We start from the raw sequence: 18,589 nt of genomic DNA, 5'->3' as shown, positions 1-18,589 counted from the left end.
ATGAGCGCTGATCAAAACGTTGTGACCATGTACACCACGTCGTGGTGCGGCTACTGCGTCCGCCTGAAGAAGGTCCTCAAGAACGAGGGCATCGCCTTCACCGAGGTCGACATCGAGGCCGACCCGGCCGCCGCGGAGTTCGTGGCGACGGCGAACGGGGGAAATCAGACCGTGCCGACGCTGAAGTTCGCCGACGGCTCGACCCTGACGAATCCGACTGGAGCGCAGGTCAAAGCCAAGCTCGCCGGATAGTTCGGTTCGACCGAGCTCTCTTCACTCCTCGCATCGAGATTGACATCACGGTTGCTGATTCCCGGCCCTTTGAGGGATCTCACAGCCCAGGTGTCGATCTCGCCATGAGGCGGCGTACCGAACGATCCCGGAACTGAGCGCCTGGGCTCAATCCAGCGCAGCCCAGGATTCGATGATCTCCCTGGCGATCGAAATGGATCCGGGCAGCAGCAGTCGGGACTGACTCGTCGAACCCCAGTCGCCCTGCTCCAGGGCCTCGCGGATCTCGGTGCGGGTGAACCACGCCGCTTCGGCGATCTCGCCGTCGTTGAACGCGAACTCCTGCTCGGGATCGCCGAGAGCGTGAAAGCCGATCATCAGCGACCTGGGGAACGGCCACGGCTGGCTGCCCAGATACTCCACATCGGTGACGGTCAGCCCGATCTCCTCGGAGATCTCGCGAACCACGCAGGTTTCGAACGACTCACCGGCCTCGACGAATCCGGCGAGGATCGAGAAAAGCCGGTCCGGCCACAGCGTCTGGCGGGCCAACACGGCGCGGTCGTGGCCGTCGTGCACCAGGCAGATGACCGCAGGGTCGATGCGCGGGAACTCCTCGCGGCCAGTGACCGGGTTGACCCGTGACCACCCGGATTTGGCGGGCACCGTCGGTGACCCGTCCAGAGGGCTGAACCGGGCGCTGTCATGCCAGTTCAACAGCGCGGTGGCGGTCGCCACCAACTGGGCGCTCACATCGTCGAACACCTGGCCGGCACGGCGGAGGTCGAGCACCTCGGTCGGCGCCCCGGGATCGTCCGGGGGTTGCAGTTCCGCGCGGATCGCCCAGGCATGCCGACCGTCTCGCAGTCGGCCCAGGAACACCGCGTCCTCCGGCGGCGCGTCACCGAGCGTGCCTGCCTGGCCGAGAACCGCTCTGCCTTCGGAGATCAGCACCTGGTTGCGCCGATCCACGCGCAGCAGCAGCGCCTCTGACCATCCGGCGACAGCTGCGTCGACGTCGGTGCGTAACGTGTCCGCGCGGTCTGCTCCCACCCGGGACAGCAGCGGAATGTTGCGCAGCCGGAACCCCGAAGGATTCATCGCTGCCTTCTGCTCTTCGCGCAGGCGCTCATCGATCGGAGTCCGCGCTGCGGATGTAGAGCAACCTGTCGCCGAGTTCGAGCGAGTCGACCTCCGGATCGTCGACGCGGATCAACTTCTTGTTGCGTACGACGCCGAGGACGATGTCGCTCTGGTGCCGCGGCGAGCTGCCCGCTTCCTTGGGGGTGACCTCGCGCTCGGCGATCGCAAAGCCTGCATCGGGGGTCAGCAGGTCCTCCATCATCTCCACCACGCTGGGCGTCTGCACGGCGATGCCGAGCAGACGGCCCGCAGTCTCGGACGTCACGACCGTGGAGTCCGCGCCGGACTGTTCGAGCAGATGCTGGTTTTCGGCCTCGCGGACCGCGGCGATGATCTTGGCGTTGGGTGCGAGTTCGCGCGCCGTCAACGTGACGAGCACAGCGGTGTCGTCACGATTGGTCGCGACGATGATGGACTTGGCGTGTTGGGCGCTGGCCAGTCGCAGCACCTCGGAGTCCGTGGCACTGCCCCGCACGGTGACCAGACCGGCGCTCTTGGCTCGCTCGAGGGCTGCGGCGTCCTCGTCGACGACGACGATGTCAGCGGGCGCGACCTCGTCGCCGACCATGGCGGCGGCCGCAGTCCGGCCCTTGGTGCCGTAGCCGACGATGATGATGTGGTTACGCAATCTGCTCCTCCATCGCTGGATCTGGTAGACCTGCCGCGACTGCGTGGTGAGGGTCTCGACGGTGGTTCCGATGAGGACGACCAGGAATGCGACCCGCAGCGGCGTGATCACCAGAACGTTGATGAGCCGTGCTGAGGGCGTGACCGGGGTGATGTCGCCGTACCCCGTGGTCGACAGCGTGACCGTCGCGTAGTAGATGCAGTCGAGCAGCGACAGCGGGTTGTTGTCGTTGGGCGCCGAGTCGATGTCGCGGTAGCCGTGCCGGTCGAGATAGACGATCAGGACCGTGACACACAAGGCGCCGATCGCGTAGATGATGCGGGTGGTGATGCGGCGCGCCGGGCTGACGGGCGTGGTCGGGATCTGCACCCGGTCGGTGAGCGCATGGACCGGCAGATCGGCCAACGACTGATCGAACCGACGTAACCGTCGGCGCAGACTGCCCTTAGCCACAGGGGTCAGTCACGGGGTGAGGCTGCCGCACCCGCACAATGTAACCATGACCTCGTCCCCATCCGTACTGCAGCAGATCACCAAATCGTCGCGTGGCGCCAAGACCGGTGTCTGGCTGATCGGCATGGGGGTCCTGCACTTCGCCGCGCCCAAGCCCTTCGACACCATCGTCCCGACGGAGCTCCCCGGCAGTCCGCGCGCCTACACCTACGGTTCGGGTGTCGCCGAGATCGCCGTCGGCGGCCTGCTGGTGGCTCCGAAGACCCGGCGCGTGGGGGCGCTGGCCGCGATCGCGCTGTACCTCGGAGTGTTGCCGGCGAACGTGAACATGGTCCGGCTGTGGAAGGACAAGCCGCTGCCGATGCGTGCTGCCGCGGTCGCCCGGCTGCCACTGCAGATCCCGATGATCACCCAGGCGTTGAAGATCTACCGCGAAAGCTGAGCCCAGACGGCTCACGCGGCCGCCGCGTTCATCAACTCGGCCACCTCCTGTTCGCTGAGCAGCATGTCGGGACGAACGGTCCGCCCGGATCGCACGTAGTGGAACGCGGCGCGTACCGACGAGCTCGGACAGCCCTGCAGCCGCGCCCACGCGAGCCGATAGATTGCGAGCTGAACAGCGTTGCGCTGCAGATCTTCTGGCGTCGACGGCGGCGCTCCGGTCTTCCAGTCGACCACCGTCACCCCGCCGTCCTCGTCGGCGAAGACCGCGTCGATGCGGCCACGCACCACACGACCCGCGATGACCATGTCGAACGGGATCTCCACCTCGACCGGCGTGCGCGCCGCCCATTCCGACACCGCGAACGCGGCCTGAAGTTCCTCGAGCTCTCCGCGGTCCTGCCGGTCGGCATCCACGGCGCCGGGTAGGTCGTCGAGATCGAACAGCTTCTCCGCCTGGAAGTACCGCTGCACCCATTCGTGAAACGCCGTGCCCAGCAACGCCTGTGAGTCGGGCTGGCGCGGCAGTCGCCGATGCAATCGCCGTGCGACCGCGTCAGGGTCGCGGCCGAGCTCGACCAGCGTGCTCACCGACAGCTGCGTGGGCAACTCCGGGGTGGGCCGGTATGCCGATCGTTCCCGTTCGGCGAGCAGCGCATCAACATCGGCGGCCCAGCCGTGCGGGTCGCTCGGCACGTCGGCCTGCAGGTCTGCCGACATGGCCCGCACCACCAGTCTGGCGCCTCGGTCGGTGTCCTCACGGCGGCCGGACACCGGGCCGACCGGCCACATCGCCTCGACGACACGATCGCGGACCGGGTTGGGCTCGCCATCGGCCGGGGCGTCGGCCCACACCTCGACCGACCCGCACGGCGTTCCCGCGGCGACGGATTCGTCGATGACGTCTTTGAGCTCACAGAGGAATGTCGACGGTCCTCGAGGCTTGGACTCGGTGGCTCCCCAGTGATGGCCCGACACGAGCAGGGTGCGTTCGGCGCGGGTGATCGCCACGTAGAGAAGTCGGCGTTCCTCGTCGGTTCGTCGCTGGTCGAGGCTGCGCTTGTGGTCAGAGATGCTGTCCGACAGAGCTTTCCGGTCGTTGACGGTGGAGGTGTCGAGCACCGGGACGCCATGATCGGAGACCGTGGCGCAATCACCGCGCAGCAGCGGAGGCAGATCGGCCGCATCGGTCAGCCAGGTGCGAGGGGACGCCGTCGACGGGAAAACCCGGCCGCTGAGGTGCGGCACGGCGACGACCTGCCATTCCAGGCCCTTGGCCGCGTGCACGGTCAAGATCTGCACGCGATCCGCGGCCACCGTGATCTCGGCGGGCGCCAAACCGTTCTCGACCTGCTCGGCGGCGTCGAGGAACGCCAGCAGGGTCGACACCGTGGTTCCCGGCCTGGACGAGAAATCGGCGACCACGTCTCCGAACGCATCCAGGTGCTCGGTCCCCGACCATCCTGCCGACACCGGTTGCGCCGCTCTGACTTCGGCGTCGACCCCCAGCAGTCGGCGAATCTCGGCGACCAGATCGGGCAGCGGGCTGTCGAGATGAGCCCGCAGCGCGGTCAGTTCCCGCCCCAACGCCACGATCCTGGTGTGACCGTCCGGCGAGTACGCGCCGGCGAGTCCGGGATCGCAGATCGCGTCGGCCAGGCACGCCGCGTCTGCGTCCGGGGCGACCTGCGCGATGATCTTCTCGGTCGCGCCGCTCTGCGCCGCCGCACCGACGTCGTCGAGCTGCACGGCGCGTCGCCACAGCGCCGCGATGTCCCGGGCGCCCAGTCGCCAACGGGGACCGGTGAGCACGCGCATCGCGGCAGCCCCGGCGGTGGGGTCGGCCGTCAGCCTCAGCATCGCGACCACGTCGGCGACCTCGGGCACCGACAGCAGCCCGGCCAAGCCGACCACCTCGACCGCAACTCCACGACGGGTGAGCGCTTCGGCCATCGGTGCCGCGTCGGCGTTGCGGCGCACCAGAACCGCCACCGTCGGCGGCGCACCGGACATGCTGACGCCTTCGTGGTACCGACGGGCCACGTTCTCGGCCACCCATTCACGTTCGGCCACCACGTCGTTCAGCAATGCACACCGCACGTCGCCCTGGCTCGCGTCGGGCCGTGGTCGCAGCGACTGCACCGCCACCGAACGGCGCCGCGCATCCGTGGACACCGCGTTGGCCAGGTGCAGCACCTCGGGCGGGTTGCGCCAGCTGGTGCGGAGTTCCAGGCTCGGAGCCGGTGAGCCATCAGACCGGGGAAAGTCGGTGGTGAACCTCGGCAGGTTGGTCGCCGACGCACCACGCCATCCGTAGATCGACTGGATGGGATCCCCGACGGCGGTGAGTGCGAGACCGTCATCGACACCGCCACCGAACAGCGACGAGAGCGCGACCCGCTGCGCGTGCCCGGTGTCCTGGTACTCGTCGAGCAGCACGACCCGGTAGCGCTGTCGCAGCTGCTCCCCCACCTGGGGGAACCGGGACGCCAGCCGCGCCGCGGCAGACATCTGCATACCGAAGTCGACGACCCGGTCTTCCCGCATCCGTTGGTGCAGCGCGTCGATCAGAGGGACCAACGCGGTGCGCTCGGTCTGGGTGCCCAGCATGCGCAGCAGCCACTGGCTCGGACCTTTGTCGCGCTGATACCGGCCTGCCGGCAGCGTGTGCACCAGCCGCTCGAGCTCCACGTGGGTGTCGCGCAGCTGCTCGGTGTCGACAAGATGCTCGGAGAGCTGTCCGGCGAGCCTGAGCACCATCGCGGTGATCGAGGCAGGTGACTTCTCGGTGTCCAACGCGTCGGGATGCTCGCACACCACCCGAAAGGCCAACTGCCACAACTCGGTCTCACCGAGCAGCCGGGTCTCAGGCTCCATCGGCAACAGCAGGCCGTACTCGCGCAGCAGGTTTCCCGCGAACGCGTGGTAGGTGCTGATCGTCACCGGGTCGTCGCCGACGTCGGCGGTCCTGGGATCGCCGGGCGTCATCAGTCCCGCACCCGCGAGGCGGGCGAGCCGGGACCGCACCCGGCGCAACAGCTGTCCCGCGGCTTTTCGCGTGAACGTCAGACCCAACACCTCTCCGGGATGCGCATACCCGTTGGCGACCAGCCACACCACCCTGGCAGCCATCGTCTCGGTCTTCCCGGCGCCGGCGCCGGCGATCACCACCAGCGGGCCGGGCGGCGCCGCGATGACCGCTGCCTGCTCGTCGGTCGGGGCAAAAAGGCCCAGCGCGCTGGACAGTTCGGCAGGGCTGAACCGCGGGGTCATTGATCGCTCCTGGTGTTCTGGGCCGGGCACATCGCCTGTACCGGGCAGTGCGCGCAGCTGTCGTTGATCCTCGCGAGGAACTGTGGACCCTGGGTCGCCGCGGCTGCCTGGTGCACCAACGTGCGCCATTCGGCATGGCTCTCCGGGGTGAGCGGGGCCTGATCGCGCTCGGCCGCACCACCACCGCTGGTCTTGCCGACATAAACCAAGCGGCCACCGCCGGGCTCGTCGCCCTCGGCGATCAGGCCTTCGGCGACTGCCAGCTGATACATCGCCAGCTGAGCGTGGCTCTGAGCGTCGTCCTTGCTCACCGGGCTCTTTCCGGTCTTGATGTCGACCACGACGAGCCTGCCCTCACTGTCGCGTTCGAGGCGGTCGAGGCGACCCCGCACCCGCACCGCGGGGACCTCGCCATCGGGCCGGGTCACCTGCCCCTCGACATCGACCTCGGTACCGACCTCGGTGAGCTCATGGCGGGTGTCGGAGCGCCAGCGCAGGAACGTCGACAGCATCTCCAGATGGCGGACCAGTTCGTTGTCCGCATACCACTGAGCGTCAAAAGGTATTTGCTTCCATACCTTTTCGAGATCACTGAGCATCTGCGACTCGGTCCTGCCGGGTTCGGAGACCACCGCATGGACCAGTGACCCCAGCGCTGACCGCACGTCCCGTCCCGGGGCGCCACCGTGGCGTTCCAGCAACCAGCGCAGCGGACAGTCCGAGAGCATCTGCAGCGTGGACGGCGACAACGTCACCACATGATCGTCGCCGTCCCAGAGCGGCTCGGCTGAGGAAAGGTTCCGCAGATCGTACCACGTTTCGGGGTTGGTGCCGTGCACTCCCGCCTCCGCCAGGCGCGCCAACTGCGCTGCGGCACAGATGCGTTCGTCCTCGTCGATGGTGCCCGCCGGGGAGCACACCACCGAGCGCAGTCGCCCGACCAGAGCAGCCGGGGCCAGTACCCGCGGAGCCCTGATCGGAGCAGAATCCTCGGCGACCGGTTCGGTCGCCAGGGCGGCAAGCTCACGACAGAACGACGACGGCAGCATGGCGTCGTCGCCGTCGCTGTCGACAGCGGTCACCAGGAGCCGATGGCGGGCCCGGCCCATCGCGGTGATCAGCAGTCGACGCTCCTCGGCGAGCAGAGGGGCCCGGCTCGACAACCCCCGCTGCCCGGCGTCGGCATCGATCACATCGACCAGTTCCTGGGTCGCCAGCACACCTCCCCGTGGAGAGACATTGGGCCACAACCCTTCCTGCACCCCGGCGATCACCACAAGATCCCACTCCCGCCCCAGAGCCGAGTGCGCGCTGAGCACTGCGACCGCATCGGGCTGCGGGCTTTCGTCGCGGCGTACCGGAGGCAGTGTCAGGGCCGTGATGTGGTCGACCAACCCCCGCAGCGATGCACCCGCAGTCCGCTCGACGTACTGCTCTGCCACGTCGAACATCGCGGTGACGGCATCGAGGTCGCGGTCGGCCTGTGCTCCGGCCGGGCCGCCACGTTCACTGGCGGTCAGCCACCGCCGCTGCAGACCCGAGCGGTGCCACGCCTGCCACAACGTGTGTCGCGGGTCCCGGCCGTCGTCGGTGCAGCGTTGTGCGGCCGCCAGCACGGTACGCACCCGTCGCAGAGCGCGCCCGTGGTCGTCGGAGAGCGTGCCGGATCCGTGGTGCAGGGCGTCGACGAGCAGATCCCCGAAACCGCCCGGTGATCCCGGTGCGCCCCGGCGCAACGCTCGCCGCAACTGGCGCAGCGACACTGGGTCGACGCGGCCGATCGGGCCGGTCAACAGCGCCAGTGCCCGCTCCCCGTCGACGCCGTCCGCAGTGGCCTCCAGCACCGTCAGCAATGCACGCACCGCGGGCTGATCCGCCAGCGCCGCGTCGCTGTGGGGTACGTCCACCGGAACGCCCGCGGCGGACAGTGCGCGACCCAGCGCCGCCCCCATCCGCGGCACCGACCGCACGATCACTGCCATCTGCGTCCACGGCACGCCGTCGACGAGGTGTGCGCGTCGCAGTGCGTCGGCGATCAGCGCTGCCTCGGCGTGCGCCGACGCGGCGATCCGGACCGCCAAGCCGGAGGGAACCTCAGGCGTGTCGATACCGGTGAACGGCCGGCTACCGTCGCGGCCGGGAAGCCGGCCTGCGACCGCGCCGATGGCATCGGCCAACGGGGTTGCGCAACGGTGTGACTCGGTGAGCGTGAGCGTGGGCCCCTCACCACGCAGCAGCGCGGGGTCGGCACCCCGGTAGCCGAACACGGTCTGATGCGGATCACCGGCGATGACGGTGAGTTCCGTTCCCGCCGCGAGCACCTCCACCAGCCGGGCCGCCTGCGGGTCGAGGTGTTGGGCGTCGTCGACCAGGAGCAGCTTGACCCGCGCACGCTCGGCGGCCAGCAGATCGGCGTCCATCGCGAAGGCCTCCAGCGCGGCACCGACGAGTTCGGCGGCACCCAGTGCAGGGACAGTGGCCTGGGGCGCAGCCATTCCGACCGCCGAGCGCAGCAGCATGACCTGCTCGTAGGTCTGCGCGAAACGGCCCGCCGCCTGCCACTCCGGCCGGCCTGCCAGTCGCCCGATGCGTTGCAGCGCAGCGGGATCGACTCCACGCTCGCTGCAGCGCGCCAGCAGGTCGCGAAGTTCGGCGGCAAAACCCACGGTGCTGAGCGCCGATCGAAGCCGCGCCGGCCAACGAACCGGCGAATCGTCACCGTCCTCGACGTCACCGGCGAGCAACTCGCGGATGATGCCGTCCTGCTCGGCGCTGGTGATCAACCTCGGCGGTGGGGTCCCGTTGCGCTGCGCGGCGAGCCGCAACACCGCGAACGCGTACGAATGCACCGTGCGCACCAGCGGCTCGCGCACCACCGTGCGTTCACCGGAGCCGAGCAGTGTCGCTGTGATCGCGGCCTTGGCCTGGGTGCCCAGACGCGCCGAACCCGTCAGCAGCAGAACCGATTCCGGATCGCGTCCCGCGCGCAGATGTTCGGCCGCCGTGTCCACCAGCAGCCTGCTCTTCCCGGTTCCGGCCCCACCGAGCACTCGCACGGTACCGCGCATCTCGCGGCGACCCAGTGCGGCCGGTGTGAGCTCGATGTGTGGCGCAGACATGAGGGAATGACACCACGGGGGTCCGACAAGTTGCGCTGTCCTGCGGCGGGGACCGACCCACCCGTTCGCGTACGGGTTCGTCGGCTGGCAGCATCAAGCGGGTGACCGACGCGCTGCACACCTACCGATTCGGGCCGTCCGGGCCGGCCCGGGTACTGGCCATCCACGGCCTGACGGGACACGGCCGCCGCTGGGAGACGCTGTTCGACGGCCACCTACCCGACGTTGCCGTCGTCGCTCCCGATCTGCTGGGTCACGGCCGGTCGTCCTGGGATGCGCCGTGGACGATCGACGCCAATGTCGCCGGACTCGCCGCGTTGGTCGAAGCCGAGGCCGCGGGACCGGTGGTCGCCGTCGGACACTCGTTCGGCGGGGCGATCGCCCTGAGCCTCGCGGCGGCGCGCCCGGACCTGATCAGCGGGCTGGTACTGCTTGATCCGGCGGTGGCGTTGAACGGGCGGCGGATGCGCGAGATCGCCGACAGCATGTACGACTCACCGGACTACACCGACCGTGAGGAAGCGAGGGCCGAGAAGGCGGACGGTTCCTGGGGCGATGTGGCCCCCGATGAACTGGAACGCGAACTCAACGAACATCTCGTCTCCTTGCCGAACGGCCGGGTGGGCTGGCGGATCAGCGTCCCCGCGATGCTGTCCTACTGGAGTGAACTCACCCGACCCGTCGCGTTGCCCCGTCGCGGCACGCCGACCACGCTTATACGCGCCACCCGCACCGACCCGCCGTATGCCCACGACCAACTGATCACCACCCTCGACGCCGGGTTGGGGGCGAGTTTTGCTCTGCTGGAATGGGATTGTGACCACATGGTGCCGCTGGCCAAACCCGCCGAGACGGCGGCGGTGATCCGCGACCGGCTGGCCTGACATGGCGGCGATCACCGACGAGCAGGTGGAGACGGTTCGTGCACTCGTCGCGTCCATCCCGACGGGCGCGGTCGCCACCTACGGTGACATCGCCGATGCAGCGGGGCTTTCCAGCGCCCGCATCGTCGGCTGGATCATGCGCACCGATTCATCGGACCTGCCGTGGCACCGGGTGATCACGGCGTCCGGCAAGCCTGCACCGCACCTGGCGACGCGCCAGTTGGAGCTGCTGCGGTCCGAGGGCGTGCTCGCCGCAGACGGCCGAATTGTGCTGCGGGAGTACCGCCACAGCTTCTGAGTGTGAAGCCAGGGCTGTTGATCGAGGCCTGATTACAGCCAGGAATGCTATTCCGCGGCACACACAGCTAGAGGACGAGGCGAACCAACGCCGCCGTGCGGGCCAGCCCCGGGAACGCCGCAGCCGTCGACCTCGGATGCAACGCGTGCACGGCGAGCCGGAACATCAACGCGCGCAACAGCATCTGCGACCATTCCGGCAGCGGATTCCATCGCTCGATCAGTCCGTCGTCGGCCTCACCCCACGACAGCGCATCCACCACCACCACGCCCGCGGCCCACGCGGGCGGTCGCCAGTAGGGCGTGATGTCGGTGATGCCGGGTGCTGCGGTGCCGGCAAAAAGCACCGTGCCGTAGAGGTCGCCGTGCACCAGCTGGCTCGTGCTCTTGGTGGGCCTGCGCAGCGCCGCGAGCTGATTGATCAGGTCGACGGACTTCTGCCCGTCCGAGGTCCCCGGCGCCACCCTGGCCCCGGGCGGCAGGGAGTGCAGCGGGCGTTCCTCCCATGCCGCGCGGTCGGCGGCGATGAACACGTCGACATCGGCCCACGGCGCCACCGGCGGCTGGGTCAGGAACCGGGGCCGCTCGAGCTTGCCGGTGGCTTCGTGCAGGCGCACCGCTGCCGAAACCACCTCGTCATGGCGGGGTTCGGGGGTGCCGGCGACGTAGGTGTCCGCTCGCCAGCCCGCGACGACGTAGCGGCCGTCGGTGGATCGCACAGGCCGGGCCAGGCGCACCCCGTCGACGAACAGCGTCTCGCGCACCTTGGCCGACCAGGCGGCGCGGGCATGATCGGCCACCATCGACAGGACGACCTCGCCACAGCGCCAGCCGCCCTCCCAGCTGGATCCCAACGGCACCGGCTGCACCCCGGACAGCCCGAACGCCGCAAGCACATGATCTGGCGGGCGCTCGGCGGTCACCGCCACAGCCTAAGCGGAACGGGGGCCAACCCCGCGTTAGTACATCACCATGTCGGGTTCGAGTTGCTTGGCCCAGGCCACGATGCCGCCCTGCAGATGCATCGCGTCGGAGAACCCGGCCTTCTTGATCACCGCCAGCGCCTCGGCCGACCGGATACCGGTCTTGCAGTAGAGCACCGGCACCCGATCGTGCGGCAGTTTCGCCAGGCCATCGCCGGATTCGATCGTCGACTTCGGGATGAGCTCAGCACCCTCGATGTGGTTGATGTCCCACTCGACGGGCTCGCGGACGTCGATCAGCGCGAACTTGTGGCTGGAGTCGAGCATCTCCCGCAGCTCCCGCGGGGTGACGGTGGCGTCCGCCGCGGCTTGGGCCGCGTCCTCGGACACCACGCCGCAGAACGCCTCGTAGTCGATGAGCTCGGTGATCTTCGGGGTGGCGGGATCCTTGCGGATCTTGATCGTCCGGTAGCTCATGTCCAGAGCGTCGTAGACCATCAACCGGCCGAGCAGCGGATCGCCGATTCCGGTGAGCAGCTTGATCGCCTCGGTACCCATCACCGAGGCGATGGATGCGCAGAGGATGCCCAGGACGCCGCCCTCGGCACACGACGGAACCATCCCCGGCGGCGGCGGCTCCGGGTAGAGGTCGCGGTAGTTGAGGCCGAGACCGTCGGGGGCGTCCTCCCAGAACACCGAGACCTGGCCTTCGAAGCGGTAGATCGAACCCCACACGTAGGGCTTGCCCGCCAGCACCGCGGCGTCGTTGACCAGGTAGCGGGTGGCGAAGTTGTCGGTGCCGTCGAGGATGAGGTCGTACTGCTCGAACAGCTCGACGGCGTTGTCCCGTTCCAGGCGGACCTCGTGCAGTCGGACGTCGACGAGCGGGTTGATCTCCTTGATGGAGTCGCGCGCACTCTGGGCCTTCGACCGGCCGATGTCGGACTGGCCGTGGATGATCTGACGCTGCAGGTTGGACTCGTCGACGACGTCGAATTCGACGATCCCGATGGTCCCCACGCCGGCGGCGGCGAGGTAGAGCAGCGCCGGCGAGCCCAGGCCTCCGGCGCCGATGACCAGGACGCGGGCGTTCTTCAACCGCTTCTGCCCGTCCAGGCCGAGGTCGGGAATGATGAGGTGGCGGCTGTAGCGCGCCACCTCCTCGCGAGTGAGCTCAGCCGCTGGCTCTACCAGCGGCGGCAACGGTGTCGACACCGAGTTCTCCTTGGTTGGCTGTGGGAACCATCTCAACAGGTACACCCAGTCAACAGCAACGAGGGCCGGACACTTCCCGCCTGCTCGGCGGCGGCGAGCGTGCTCATTTGCACGCGACACGCCGAGCGAAGACGCACAGACACGCGCGCTCGCGAAACGTGGGGATCAGGCGATCGGATAGGGCCAGGGGTTGAACCGGCAGGTCTTGCCATCGGCGACGACGGTCCCCGGGTCGAATCGCGCCGCGTCGTCGTTGCTGGTCGAGAACGTCTGCTGCATCATGATCGGCGCCAGCTCACCGTTCTCCGCGCACTGCTCGTGACGCTGGTAGCCGATGGCGTGGCCCACCTCGTGGTTGATCAGGTACTGCCGGTAGGAACCGACGTCCCCCTGGAAGGGCACGGCGCCACGAACCCAGCGCGCCTCGTTGATGAACACCCGTGGCTGACCCTCGTAGGCCGGGTTGTAGCAGGACGCCTCGAGCGGGATGTCGTAGCCGCAGCCGCCACGGACCGTCATCGGGGACGTCAGCGACACCCGGAAGTCGGGCTGGATACCGGATGCGGCGTCGATCCGGGTGAACGCGAACTGCGGGTTGTGCGTCCAACTCTTGGGGTTGGCCAGCGTCTCGCTGACCATGCGCGCGAAGCCGTCGTCGCCGCCGAACGTCGTGGTGTCCACGCCGTCCTCCACCTCGACGGTGTAGGTGAAGACCTTGGTGGTGCCCTGGCCGACCTGCGGGGTGGCACCGGGCACGACGTGCCACGTCCGGGCCCCGGCCTCGGTGAAGGGTCCGCCGTCGGGCAGGATCCCGGTGGGCAGGTTGGCGTCGAACTCCGTCAGGCCCCTGGGCGGCGCACCGACGATCGCGGTGCTGGCGACGCCGATCGTCGGCGGCCCCTGCACCGGGCCTTCCTCGTCGGTCACCTGCGGCACGCTGGTGCCGGTGATCGTCTGGTAGAGCACCACCACCGTGAGCGCGACCAGCACAGGCAGGGCGTAGGCACGCCAGCCGTAGGTGGAGACGAAGCGGCCGAGCCAGGTCTGCTTGCGCCAGCGCTTGTGGTCGTCGCGATTGGACCTGGGCCGTCCTGACTGCTCGGCCAACGGGTCACGCTGCGCGCGAAGTGGCTCTCGCCAGTCGTCGCGCAGCACAGGAGCGCGACCGCTGCTCCCGCGACGCCCCGGGTCGTAGGTCACCGACACAGGATGACACAGGTCAGAGGTCTTGCACTTTCGGCGCGCCACCACCCGCCGCGCCCAACCGGCCGCCGCTCCTCACGCCTGTGGCCCGCGAACGGTAGTAGTGTCAATGCGGAGCGAATCAAACACGCCGGTCGCGCCGGCTGTAGAGCTAGAGGTTCTGATGAGCGATCTCGCCAAGACGGCGCAGCGGCGGGGGGGACAACCGGCCAACGGAGGCGGGATGCCCGCGAGCGCGGCCCGGCGCGGTAACCGGTTACCCCGTGACGAACGCCGGGGTCAGTTGTTGATCGCCGCCAGTGAGGTGTTCGTCGACCGTGGCTACCACGCTGCGGGCATGGACGAGATCGCCGATCGCGCCGGTGTCAGCAAACCCGTGCTGTACCAACACTTTTCGTCAAAGGTCGAGCTCTATCTGGCCGTGCTGCAACGGCACGTCGACAACTTGGTGTCCGGGGTGCGTCAGGCGCTGCGGACCACCACCGACAACCGCCAGCGGGTGCGCGCCGCGGTGGAGGCCTTCTTCGACTTCATCGAGCACGACGGTCAGGGCTATCGGCTGATCTTCGAGAACGACTACGTGACCGAACCCCAAGTGGCAGCGCAGGTGAAGGTCGCTACCGAATCGTGCACCGATGCGGTGTTCGACCTGATCAGTCACGACTCGGGCCTGGAACCCCATCGCGCCAGGATGATCGCGGTCGGCTTGGTGAGCATCAGCGTCGACTCCGCACGCTACTGGCTCAACAACGAGCGCCCGATCGAGAAGGACGACGCCGTCGAGGGCACCGTGCAGTTCATCTGGGGCGGGCTGTCACACGTGCCACTGACGCGGTCCTGACCTCCGCCGAGACTGCATTCCGCGCGGTTTTCACAAGGGATTTCGCGCGCGGAATACAGTCTCGGCGAAAAACTAGCCCGCGGTGTTCGCGGTCTTGGTGACTTCCGCGCCCACCGCACCCACGCCGAATCCCACTCTGCGCGAATCGGCGGCACCGATCTCGACGTAGGCGATCTTCGCGGACTGCACGAGGAAGCGCCTGCCCTTCTCGTCGGTGAGGCTCAGTACGCCGGTCTCGGCGCTCAGTGCGTCGGTGACCAACTTCTCCACTTCAGCCGGCGTCTGCGCGCTGCTGAGAATCAGCTCGCGCGGGCTGTCGGTGACACCGATCTTGACCTCCACGGTGAGAAACCCTTCTGTTCGTCTAGCTCGTCGTCTCAACAGGAGGCTAATGGACGCCGGCGCCCCGGGGCGTCGCAGGACGTACGCGGTCAGCGAAACGGCGCCCGGAGACGCCGAAACGTGAGGGCGACCGAACCGAGTCCCGACCGTGACCGGGGAGCGCGCGAGTTGACCTCATCTGTCACTTCTGTCTCGCTAGCATCAGGTCGAACCGTACGGAAACGACTGGGACAGTTGGATGAACAGGCCATATACCGCGCAATCACCGTATTCGCTGACACCGACCGAGCGCATCCGCAGCCCCCGCGAGGGCAGGCGCTACGGCGGCGGTCACGACACCGCCCATGACGGCGATCTGGATACCGACGCCCTCCCGCCCTACGACGGCTACGACGGCTACGACGGCTACGACGGCTACGACGACGGCTACGACGGATACGGCCCGGTCGAGGACTACGACGACTACGACATCGACGAAGCACGTGTCGACCGCCGCTGGATGTGGATCGCCGGGGTGGCGGGCGCAGTCCTGTTCGTCGCCGTCATCGCCGCGAGCCTGATCCTGGGCGGCGGCGACAGCGGTTCGGTCTCGGCGACCGTCGCGTCCGACACGTCCACGGCGCCGACGGCCAGCGCTGCGCCGGAACCCACCTCCGCACCGCGCGTCGCGGCGCCGTCGCTGCCCGCCGAGACCGTCACCACAGTCACCCCGACGCCCAGTGCGACCGCCGAGGCGCCCACTCCGGCGCCGGCGCCGGTGCTGCCACCGGCCCAGGCCGCACCGCCGGCTCCTGCGGCGGCCCCCGGCACCGTCACCTATCGGGTCACCGGCGACCGCAATCTCATCGACCTGGTGACCGTCATCTACACAGACCAGCAGGGCGCTCTGGTGACCGACGTGAACGTTTCGCTGCCGTGGTCCAAGACAGTGGTGCTCAACCCCGGTGTGACGCTCAGTTCGGTGACCGCGACCAGCGTCGCCGGTCGCCTCAACTGCAGCATCGCCGACGCAAACGGCGCGTTGATCGCCGTGCAGAACAGCAACTCGATGATCACCAACTGCACGCGGTAACCGAACCGGTCAGGCCAGTCCCAACTCCTGCATCCGGGTGTTGTGCGTGTGTTGCAGGTGATCGAAGAAGTCGGTCATCTGCGACAGGCCGCCGCCCGACATCACCAGGTCGACGAGTTCGTCGTGCTCGGCGAGCACGTACTGCGCCTGGGTGATGGCCTCGCCCAGCAGCCGCCTCGACCACAGCGCCAACCGGTGGCGCTGACGCTGACTGGCCGTCACGGCGGCCCGGACCTCGGCCACCACGAACTGCGAGTGACCTGTCTCGGAGAGCACGGAGCGCACCACGCCGGCGACCTCGTCGGGCATCGAGCCGGCCGTCTCGAGATAGAAGTCGGCCGCCAGGGCGTCGCCCACATAGGTCTTGACCAGGGCCTCGAGCCACGTGCTGGGCGTCGTGAGGCGGTGGTAGTTCTCCAGCGCCGACGCGTACTTCGTCATGGCGGGCACGACGTCGACGCCTCGGCGTTCCATCGCGTCGCGCAGCACTTCGTAGTGGTTCATCTCGGCGGCGGCCATGGTGGCCATGTTGATGCGGCCCCGCAGATTGGGCGCCATCCGCGCCTCCTCGGTGAGGCGGTAGAACGCCGCGACCTCGCCGTAGGCCAGCAATGCGAAGAGTTCGGTGATGCCCGGATGGTCGGACGAGATGGTGGAGACACCCGACGCGGCAGGTCCGCTCCGCTCCGCCGCGGGAGCAGGACCAGCGGCCGCAGACGGCGTCGAATTCATGGTCTCAACTGTAGAGCGCCCGGGGGCCTCCGACGAGTGCGGTAACGCTACGGCGACCCCACCGGCTACCATGGGCGACGGTGTCGGCGCGAATGTCGACAGATCGATCCAGGTCACGTCGGTTGGTTATCGCCGCAGGCACCTCGACAATGTGCGTGCACGCAGGCGGCCCGCCTCCTCATCGCAGGGCCCGACGGAGTTCTCTTCACAACTCGTGCGCGCGTGAACGCCACGAGGAATCAGTGAAAGGCTCCTTTCCGTATGACACCTGTAGTCCCCCACACCAGTCCGTCGTTCGCCCAGCTCGGAGTGCGCGAGGAGATCGTGCGCGCCCTGGCCGAATCCGGCATCGAACATCCCTTCGCCATTCAGGAACAGACCCTGCCGCTGGCCCTGGCCGGCGACGACCTGATCGGTCAGGCCCGCACCGGCATGGGCAAGACCTACGCATTCGGCGTGCCGCTGCTGCACCGGCTCACCACCGACACCGAGCGCCCGCTGAGCGGCATCCCGCGCGCGCTGATCGTCGTTCCCACCCGTGAGCTGTGCATCCAGGTCTTCGGTGACCTGACCGAGGCGTCGAAATACCTCAAAGCCGACCATGATGGCGCGAGCCGGCCGCTGTCGGTCGTGGCGATCTACGGCGGGCGCCCGTACGAGCCGCAGGTCGAGGCGTTGCAGAAGGGCGCGGACGTCGTCGTCGGCACCCCCGGCCGCCTGCTCGACCTGGCACAGCAGGGCCACCTGCAGCTCGGGGGCCTGTCGACGCTGGTTCTCGACGAGGCCGACGAGATGCTCGACCTGGGCTTCCTGCCCGACATCGAGCGGATCCTCAAGCAGATCCCCGCCAAGCGCCAGGCGATGCTGTTCTCGGCGACCATGCCGGACCCGATCATCACGCTGGCCCGCACGTTCATGAACCAGCCGACGCACATCCGCGCCGAGGGTGTTCAGGGTTCGGCCACCCACGAATCCACCGAGCAGTTCGCCTACCGCGCGCACGCCCTCGACAAGGTCGAGATGGTGAGCCGGATCCTGCAGGCCGAGGGCCGCGGCGCGACGATGATCTTCACCCGCACCAAGCGCACCGCCCAGAAGGTCTGCGACGAACTCGCCGAACGCGGCTTCAAGGTCGACGCCGTCCACGGCGATCTCGGCCAGGGCGCCCGCGAGAAGGCACTGAAGTCCTTCCGCAGCGGCGACGTCGACGTGCTCGTCGCGACGGATGTCGCCGCCCGCGGTATCGACATCGACGACATCACCCACGTCATCAACTACCAGATCCCCGAAGACGAGCAGGCTTACGTGCACCGCATCGGGCGCACCGGGCGTGCGGGCAAGACCGGCATCGCCGTCACCCTCGTCGACTGGGACGAGCTGCCCCGCTGGACGATGATCGACAAGGCGCTGGGACTGGACACCCCCGATCCCGCCGAGACCTACTCCAGCTCACCGCACTTCTTCGAAGAGATGAACATCCCGACCGATGTCACCGGCACGGTCGGCCGGAGTCGTGCGTCGGCGAGCACCCGGAAAGCACCGCGGCAGGAGACCGGCAGGCGCAGTGCCGGCGAGAGTGGCGGCGAGGACAAGCCCGCCCGCCGCAGCAGCCGGACGCGCCAGCGCACCCGGGGCGGCCAGACCCCCAGCAGCAGCCATCCCGAAGCCACCGAACAGGGTTCGCCGACGGAGACCGACGGCACCGCCGCCGAGGGTTCTGACGCGGCACGATCGGGACGACGTCGTCGCCGGCGTCGGCCCAACAAGGCCGCGGCCACAGGCACCAACTGAC

16 protein-coding genes are annotated in these 18,589 nt (G+C 68.6%); 7 read left to right on the top strand and 9 right to left on the bottom strand.

Annotation, left to right across the window (positions count from 1 at the left end):
• Positions 1 to 252: a mycoredoxin gene (locus ABDC78_RS08045; RefSeq protein WP_178360862.1), complete on the top strand. Its 252-nt coding sequence runs from the start codon at positions 1 to 3 to the stop codon at positions 250 to 252.
• 147 nt (positions 253 to 399) lie between these two features.
• On the opposite strand, the gene nudC is transcribed toward ABDC78_RS08045, so the two are convergent.
• Together nudC and ABDC78_RS08035 are read right to left on the bottom strand one after the other, a co-directional pair.
• Positions 400 to 1,332, bottom strand: a complete 933-nt coding sequence (nudC, locus tag ABDC78_RS08040) for an NAD(+) diphosphatase (protein ID WP_178360863.1) — start codon at positions 1,330 to 1,332, stop codon at positions 400 to 402.
• Positions 1,333 to 1,360: 28 nt separating this feature from the next.
• The gene (locus ABDC78_RS08035; RefSeq protein WP_178360864.1) at positions 1,361 to 2,455 is read right to left on the bottom strand and encodes a potassium channel family protein; all 1,095 of its coding nucleotides are present in this window, start codon (positions 2,453 to 2,455) and stop codon (positions 1,361 to 1,363) included.
• A 46-nt stretch (positions 2,456 to 2,501) separates the two neighbouring features.
• On the opposite strand from ABDC78_RS08035, the gene ABDC78_RS08030 reads away from it, so the two are divergent.
• A complete protein-coding gene (locus tag ABDC78_RS08030; protein ID WP_178360865.1) occupies positions 2,502 to 2,897 on the top strand; it encodes a hypothetical protein in 396 nt (131 codons plus the stop codon).
• An 11-nt stretch (positions 2,898 to 2,908) separates the two neighbouring features.
• On the opposite strand, the gene ABDC78_RS08025 is transcribed toward ABDC78_RS08030, so the two are convergent.
• A complete protein-coding gene (locus ABDC78_RS08025) occupies positions 2,909 to 6,169 on the bottom strand; it encodes an ATP-dependent DNA helicase (RefSeq protein WP_178360866.1) in 3,261 nt (1,086 codons plus the stop codon).
• The gene (locus ABDC78_RS08020) at positions 6,166 to 9,288 is read right to left on the bottom strand and encodes an ATP-dependent DNA helicase (protein WP_178360867.1); all 3,123 of its coding nucleotides are present in this window, start codon (positions 9,286 to 9,288) and stop codon (positions 6,166 to 6,168) included. Before ABDC78_RS08020 ends, ABDC78_RS08025 begins: the two co-directional genes overlap by 4 nt.
• Positions 9,289 to 9,389: 101 nt before the next feature.
• On the opposite strand from ABDC78_RS08020, the gene ABDC78_RS08015 reads away from it, so the two are divergent.
• A complete protein-coding gene (locus tag ABDC78_RS08015; protein WP_178360868.1) occupies positions 9,390 to 10,172 on the top strand; it encodes an alpha/beta hydrolase in 783 nt (260 codons plus the stop codon).
• A gap of 1 nt (position 10,173) precedes the next feature.
• Positions 10,174 to 10,470 carry an MGMT family protein gene (locus ABDC78_RS08010; RefSeq protein WP_178360869.1) on the top strand — a complete coding sequence of 99 codons (297 nt, stop codon included), beginning with the start codon at positions 10,174 to 10,176 and terminating at the stop codon, positions 10,468 to 10,470.
• A gap of 67 nt (positions 10,471 to 10,537) precedes the next feature.
• Here the strand turns inward: ABDC78_RS08010 and ABDC78_RS08005 are convergent, their stop codons facing one another.
• The 3 genes from ABDC78_RS08005 to ABDC78_RS07995 form a co-directional block, all read right to left on the bottom strand.
• Positions 10,538 to 11,392: a TIGR02569 family protein gene (locus ABDC78_RS08005; protein WP_178360870.1), complete on the bottom strand. Its 855-nt coding sequence runs from the start codon at positions 11,390 to 11,392 to the stop codon at positions 10,538 to 10,540.
• Between the two features lie 36 nt (positions 11,393 to 11,428).
• On the bottom strand, positions 11,429 to 12,607 hold the full coding sequence (gene moeZ, locus ABDC78_RS08000; RefSeq protein ID WP_347133373.1) for an adenylyltransferase/sulfurtransferase MoeZ: 1,179 nt from the start codon (positions 12,605 to 12,607) through the stop codon (positions 11,429 to 11,431).
• 165 nt (positions 12,608 to 12,772) lie between these two features.
• The gene (locus ABDC78_RS07995; RefSeq protein WP_178360871.1) at positions 12,773 to 13,807 is read right to left on the bottom strand and encodes a DUF3152 domain-containing protein; all 1,035 of its coding nucleotides are present in this window, start codon (positions 13,805 to 13,807) and stop codon (positions 12,773 to 12,775) included.
• A gap of 166 nt (positions 13,808 to 13,973) precedes the next feature.
• On the opposite strand from ABDC78_RS07995, the gene ABDC78_RS07990 reads away from it, so the two are divergent.
• On the top strand, positions 13,974 to 14,651 hold the full coding sequence (locus ABDC78_RS07990) for a TetR/AcrR family transcriptional regulator (protein ID WP_178360872.1): 678 nt from the start codon (positions 13,974 to 13,976) through the stop codon (positions 14,649 to 14,651).
• Positions 14,652 to 14,723: 72 nt separating this feature from the next.
• Here ABDC78_RS07990 and ABDC78_RS07985 read toward each other — a convergent pair whose 3' ends face one another.
• Positions 14,724 to 14,993, bottom strand: a complete 270-nt coding sequence (locus tag ABDC78_RS07985) for a DUF3107 domain-containing protein (protein ID WP_178360873.1) — start codon at positions 14,991 to 14,993, stop codon at positions 14,724 to 14,726.
• Positions 14,994 to 15,231: 238 nt separating this feature from the next.
• Between ABDC78_RS07985 and ABDC78_RS07980 the strand changes: the two genes are divergently transcribed.
• The gene (locus tag ABDC78_RS07980; protein ID WP_178360874.1) at positions 15,232 to 16,065 is read left to right on the top strand and encodes a hypothetical protein; all 834 of its coding nucleotides are present in this window, start codon (positions 15,232 to 15,234) and stop codon (positions 16,063 to 16,065) included.
• 9 nt (positions 16,066 to 16,074) lie between these two features.
• Here the strand turns inward: ABDC78_RS07980 and ABDC78_RS07975 are convergent, their stop codons facing one another.
• Positions 16,075 to 16,797, bottom strand: coding sequence for a ferritin-like fold-containing protein (locus ABDC78_RS07975; protein ID WP_178360875.1), 723 nt, complete (start codon positions 16,795 to 16,797; stop codon positions 16,075 to 16,077).
• 261 nt (positions 16,798 to 17,058) lie between these two features.
• Between ABDC78_RS07975 and ABDC78_RS07970 the strand changes: the two genes are divergently transcribed.
• Positions 17,059 to 18,588, top strand: coding sequence for a DEAD/DEAH box helicase (locus ABDC78_RS07970; protein ID WP_178360876.1), 1,530 nt, complete (start codon positions 17,059 to 17,061; stop codon positions 18,586 to 18,588).
• Position 18,589: the final 1 nt, after the last annotated feature.

Origin of the sequence: Mycobacterium sp. DL, assembly GCF_039729195.1 — a bacterium.
Classification (GTDB): domain Bacteria; phylum Actinomycetota; class Actinomycetes; order Mycobacteriales; family Mycobacteriaceae; genus Mycobacterium; species Mycobacterium hippocampi_A.
The sequence above is the reverse complement of the archived record's forward strand: the minus strand, read 5'-3'. Positions and strand labels throughout refer to the sequence as shown.

Bases quoted from the DNA above. Each gene is read 5' to 3' on its own strand.
- ABDC78_RS08045 (WP_178360862.1), top strand. From the start codon at position 1: ATGAGCGCTGATCAAAACGTTGTGACCATGTACACCACGTCGTGGTGC.
- nudC (WP_178360863.1), bottom strand. From the start codon at position 1,332: ATGAATCCTTCGGGGTTCCGGCTGCGCAACATTCCGCTGCTGTCCCGG.
- ABDC78_RS08030 (WP_178360865.1), top strand. From the start codon at position 2,502: ATGACCTCGTCCCCATCCGTACTGCAGCAGATCACCAAATCGTCGCGT.
- ABDC78_RS08025 (WP_178360866.1), bottom strand. From the start codon at position 6,169: ATGACCCCGCGGTTCAGCCCTGCCGAACTGTCCAGCGCGCTGGGCCTT.
- ABDC78_RS08020 (WP_178360867.1), bottom strand. From the start codon at position 9,288: ATGTCTGCGCCACACATCGAGCTCACACCGGCCGCACTGGGTCGCCGC.
- ABDC78_RS08010 (WP_178360869.1), top strand. From the start codon at position 10,174: ATGGCGGCGATCACCGACGAGCAGGTGGAGACGGTTCGTGCACTCGTC.
- ABDC78_RS07990 (WP_178360872.1), top strand. From the start codon at position 13,974: ATGAGCGATCTCGCCAAGACGGCGCAGCGGCGGGGGGGACAACCGGCC.
- ABDC78_RS07980 (WP_178360874.1), top strand. From the start codon at position 15,232: ATGAACAGGCCATATACCGCGCAATCACCGTATTCGCTGACACCGACC.
- ABDC78_RS07975 (WP_178360875.1), bottom strand. From the start codon at position 16,797: ATGAATTCGACGCCGTCTGCGGCCGCTGGTCCTGCTCCCGCGGCGGAG.
- ABDC78_RS07970 (WP_178360876.1), top strand. From the start codon at position 17,059: ATGACACCTGTAGTCCCCCACACCAGTCCGTCGTTCGCCCAGCTCGGA.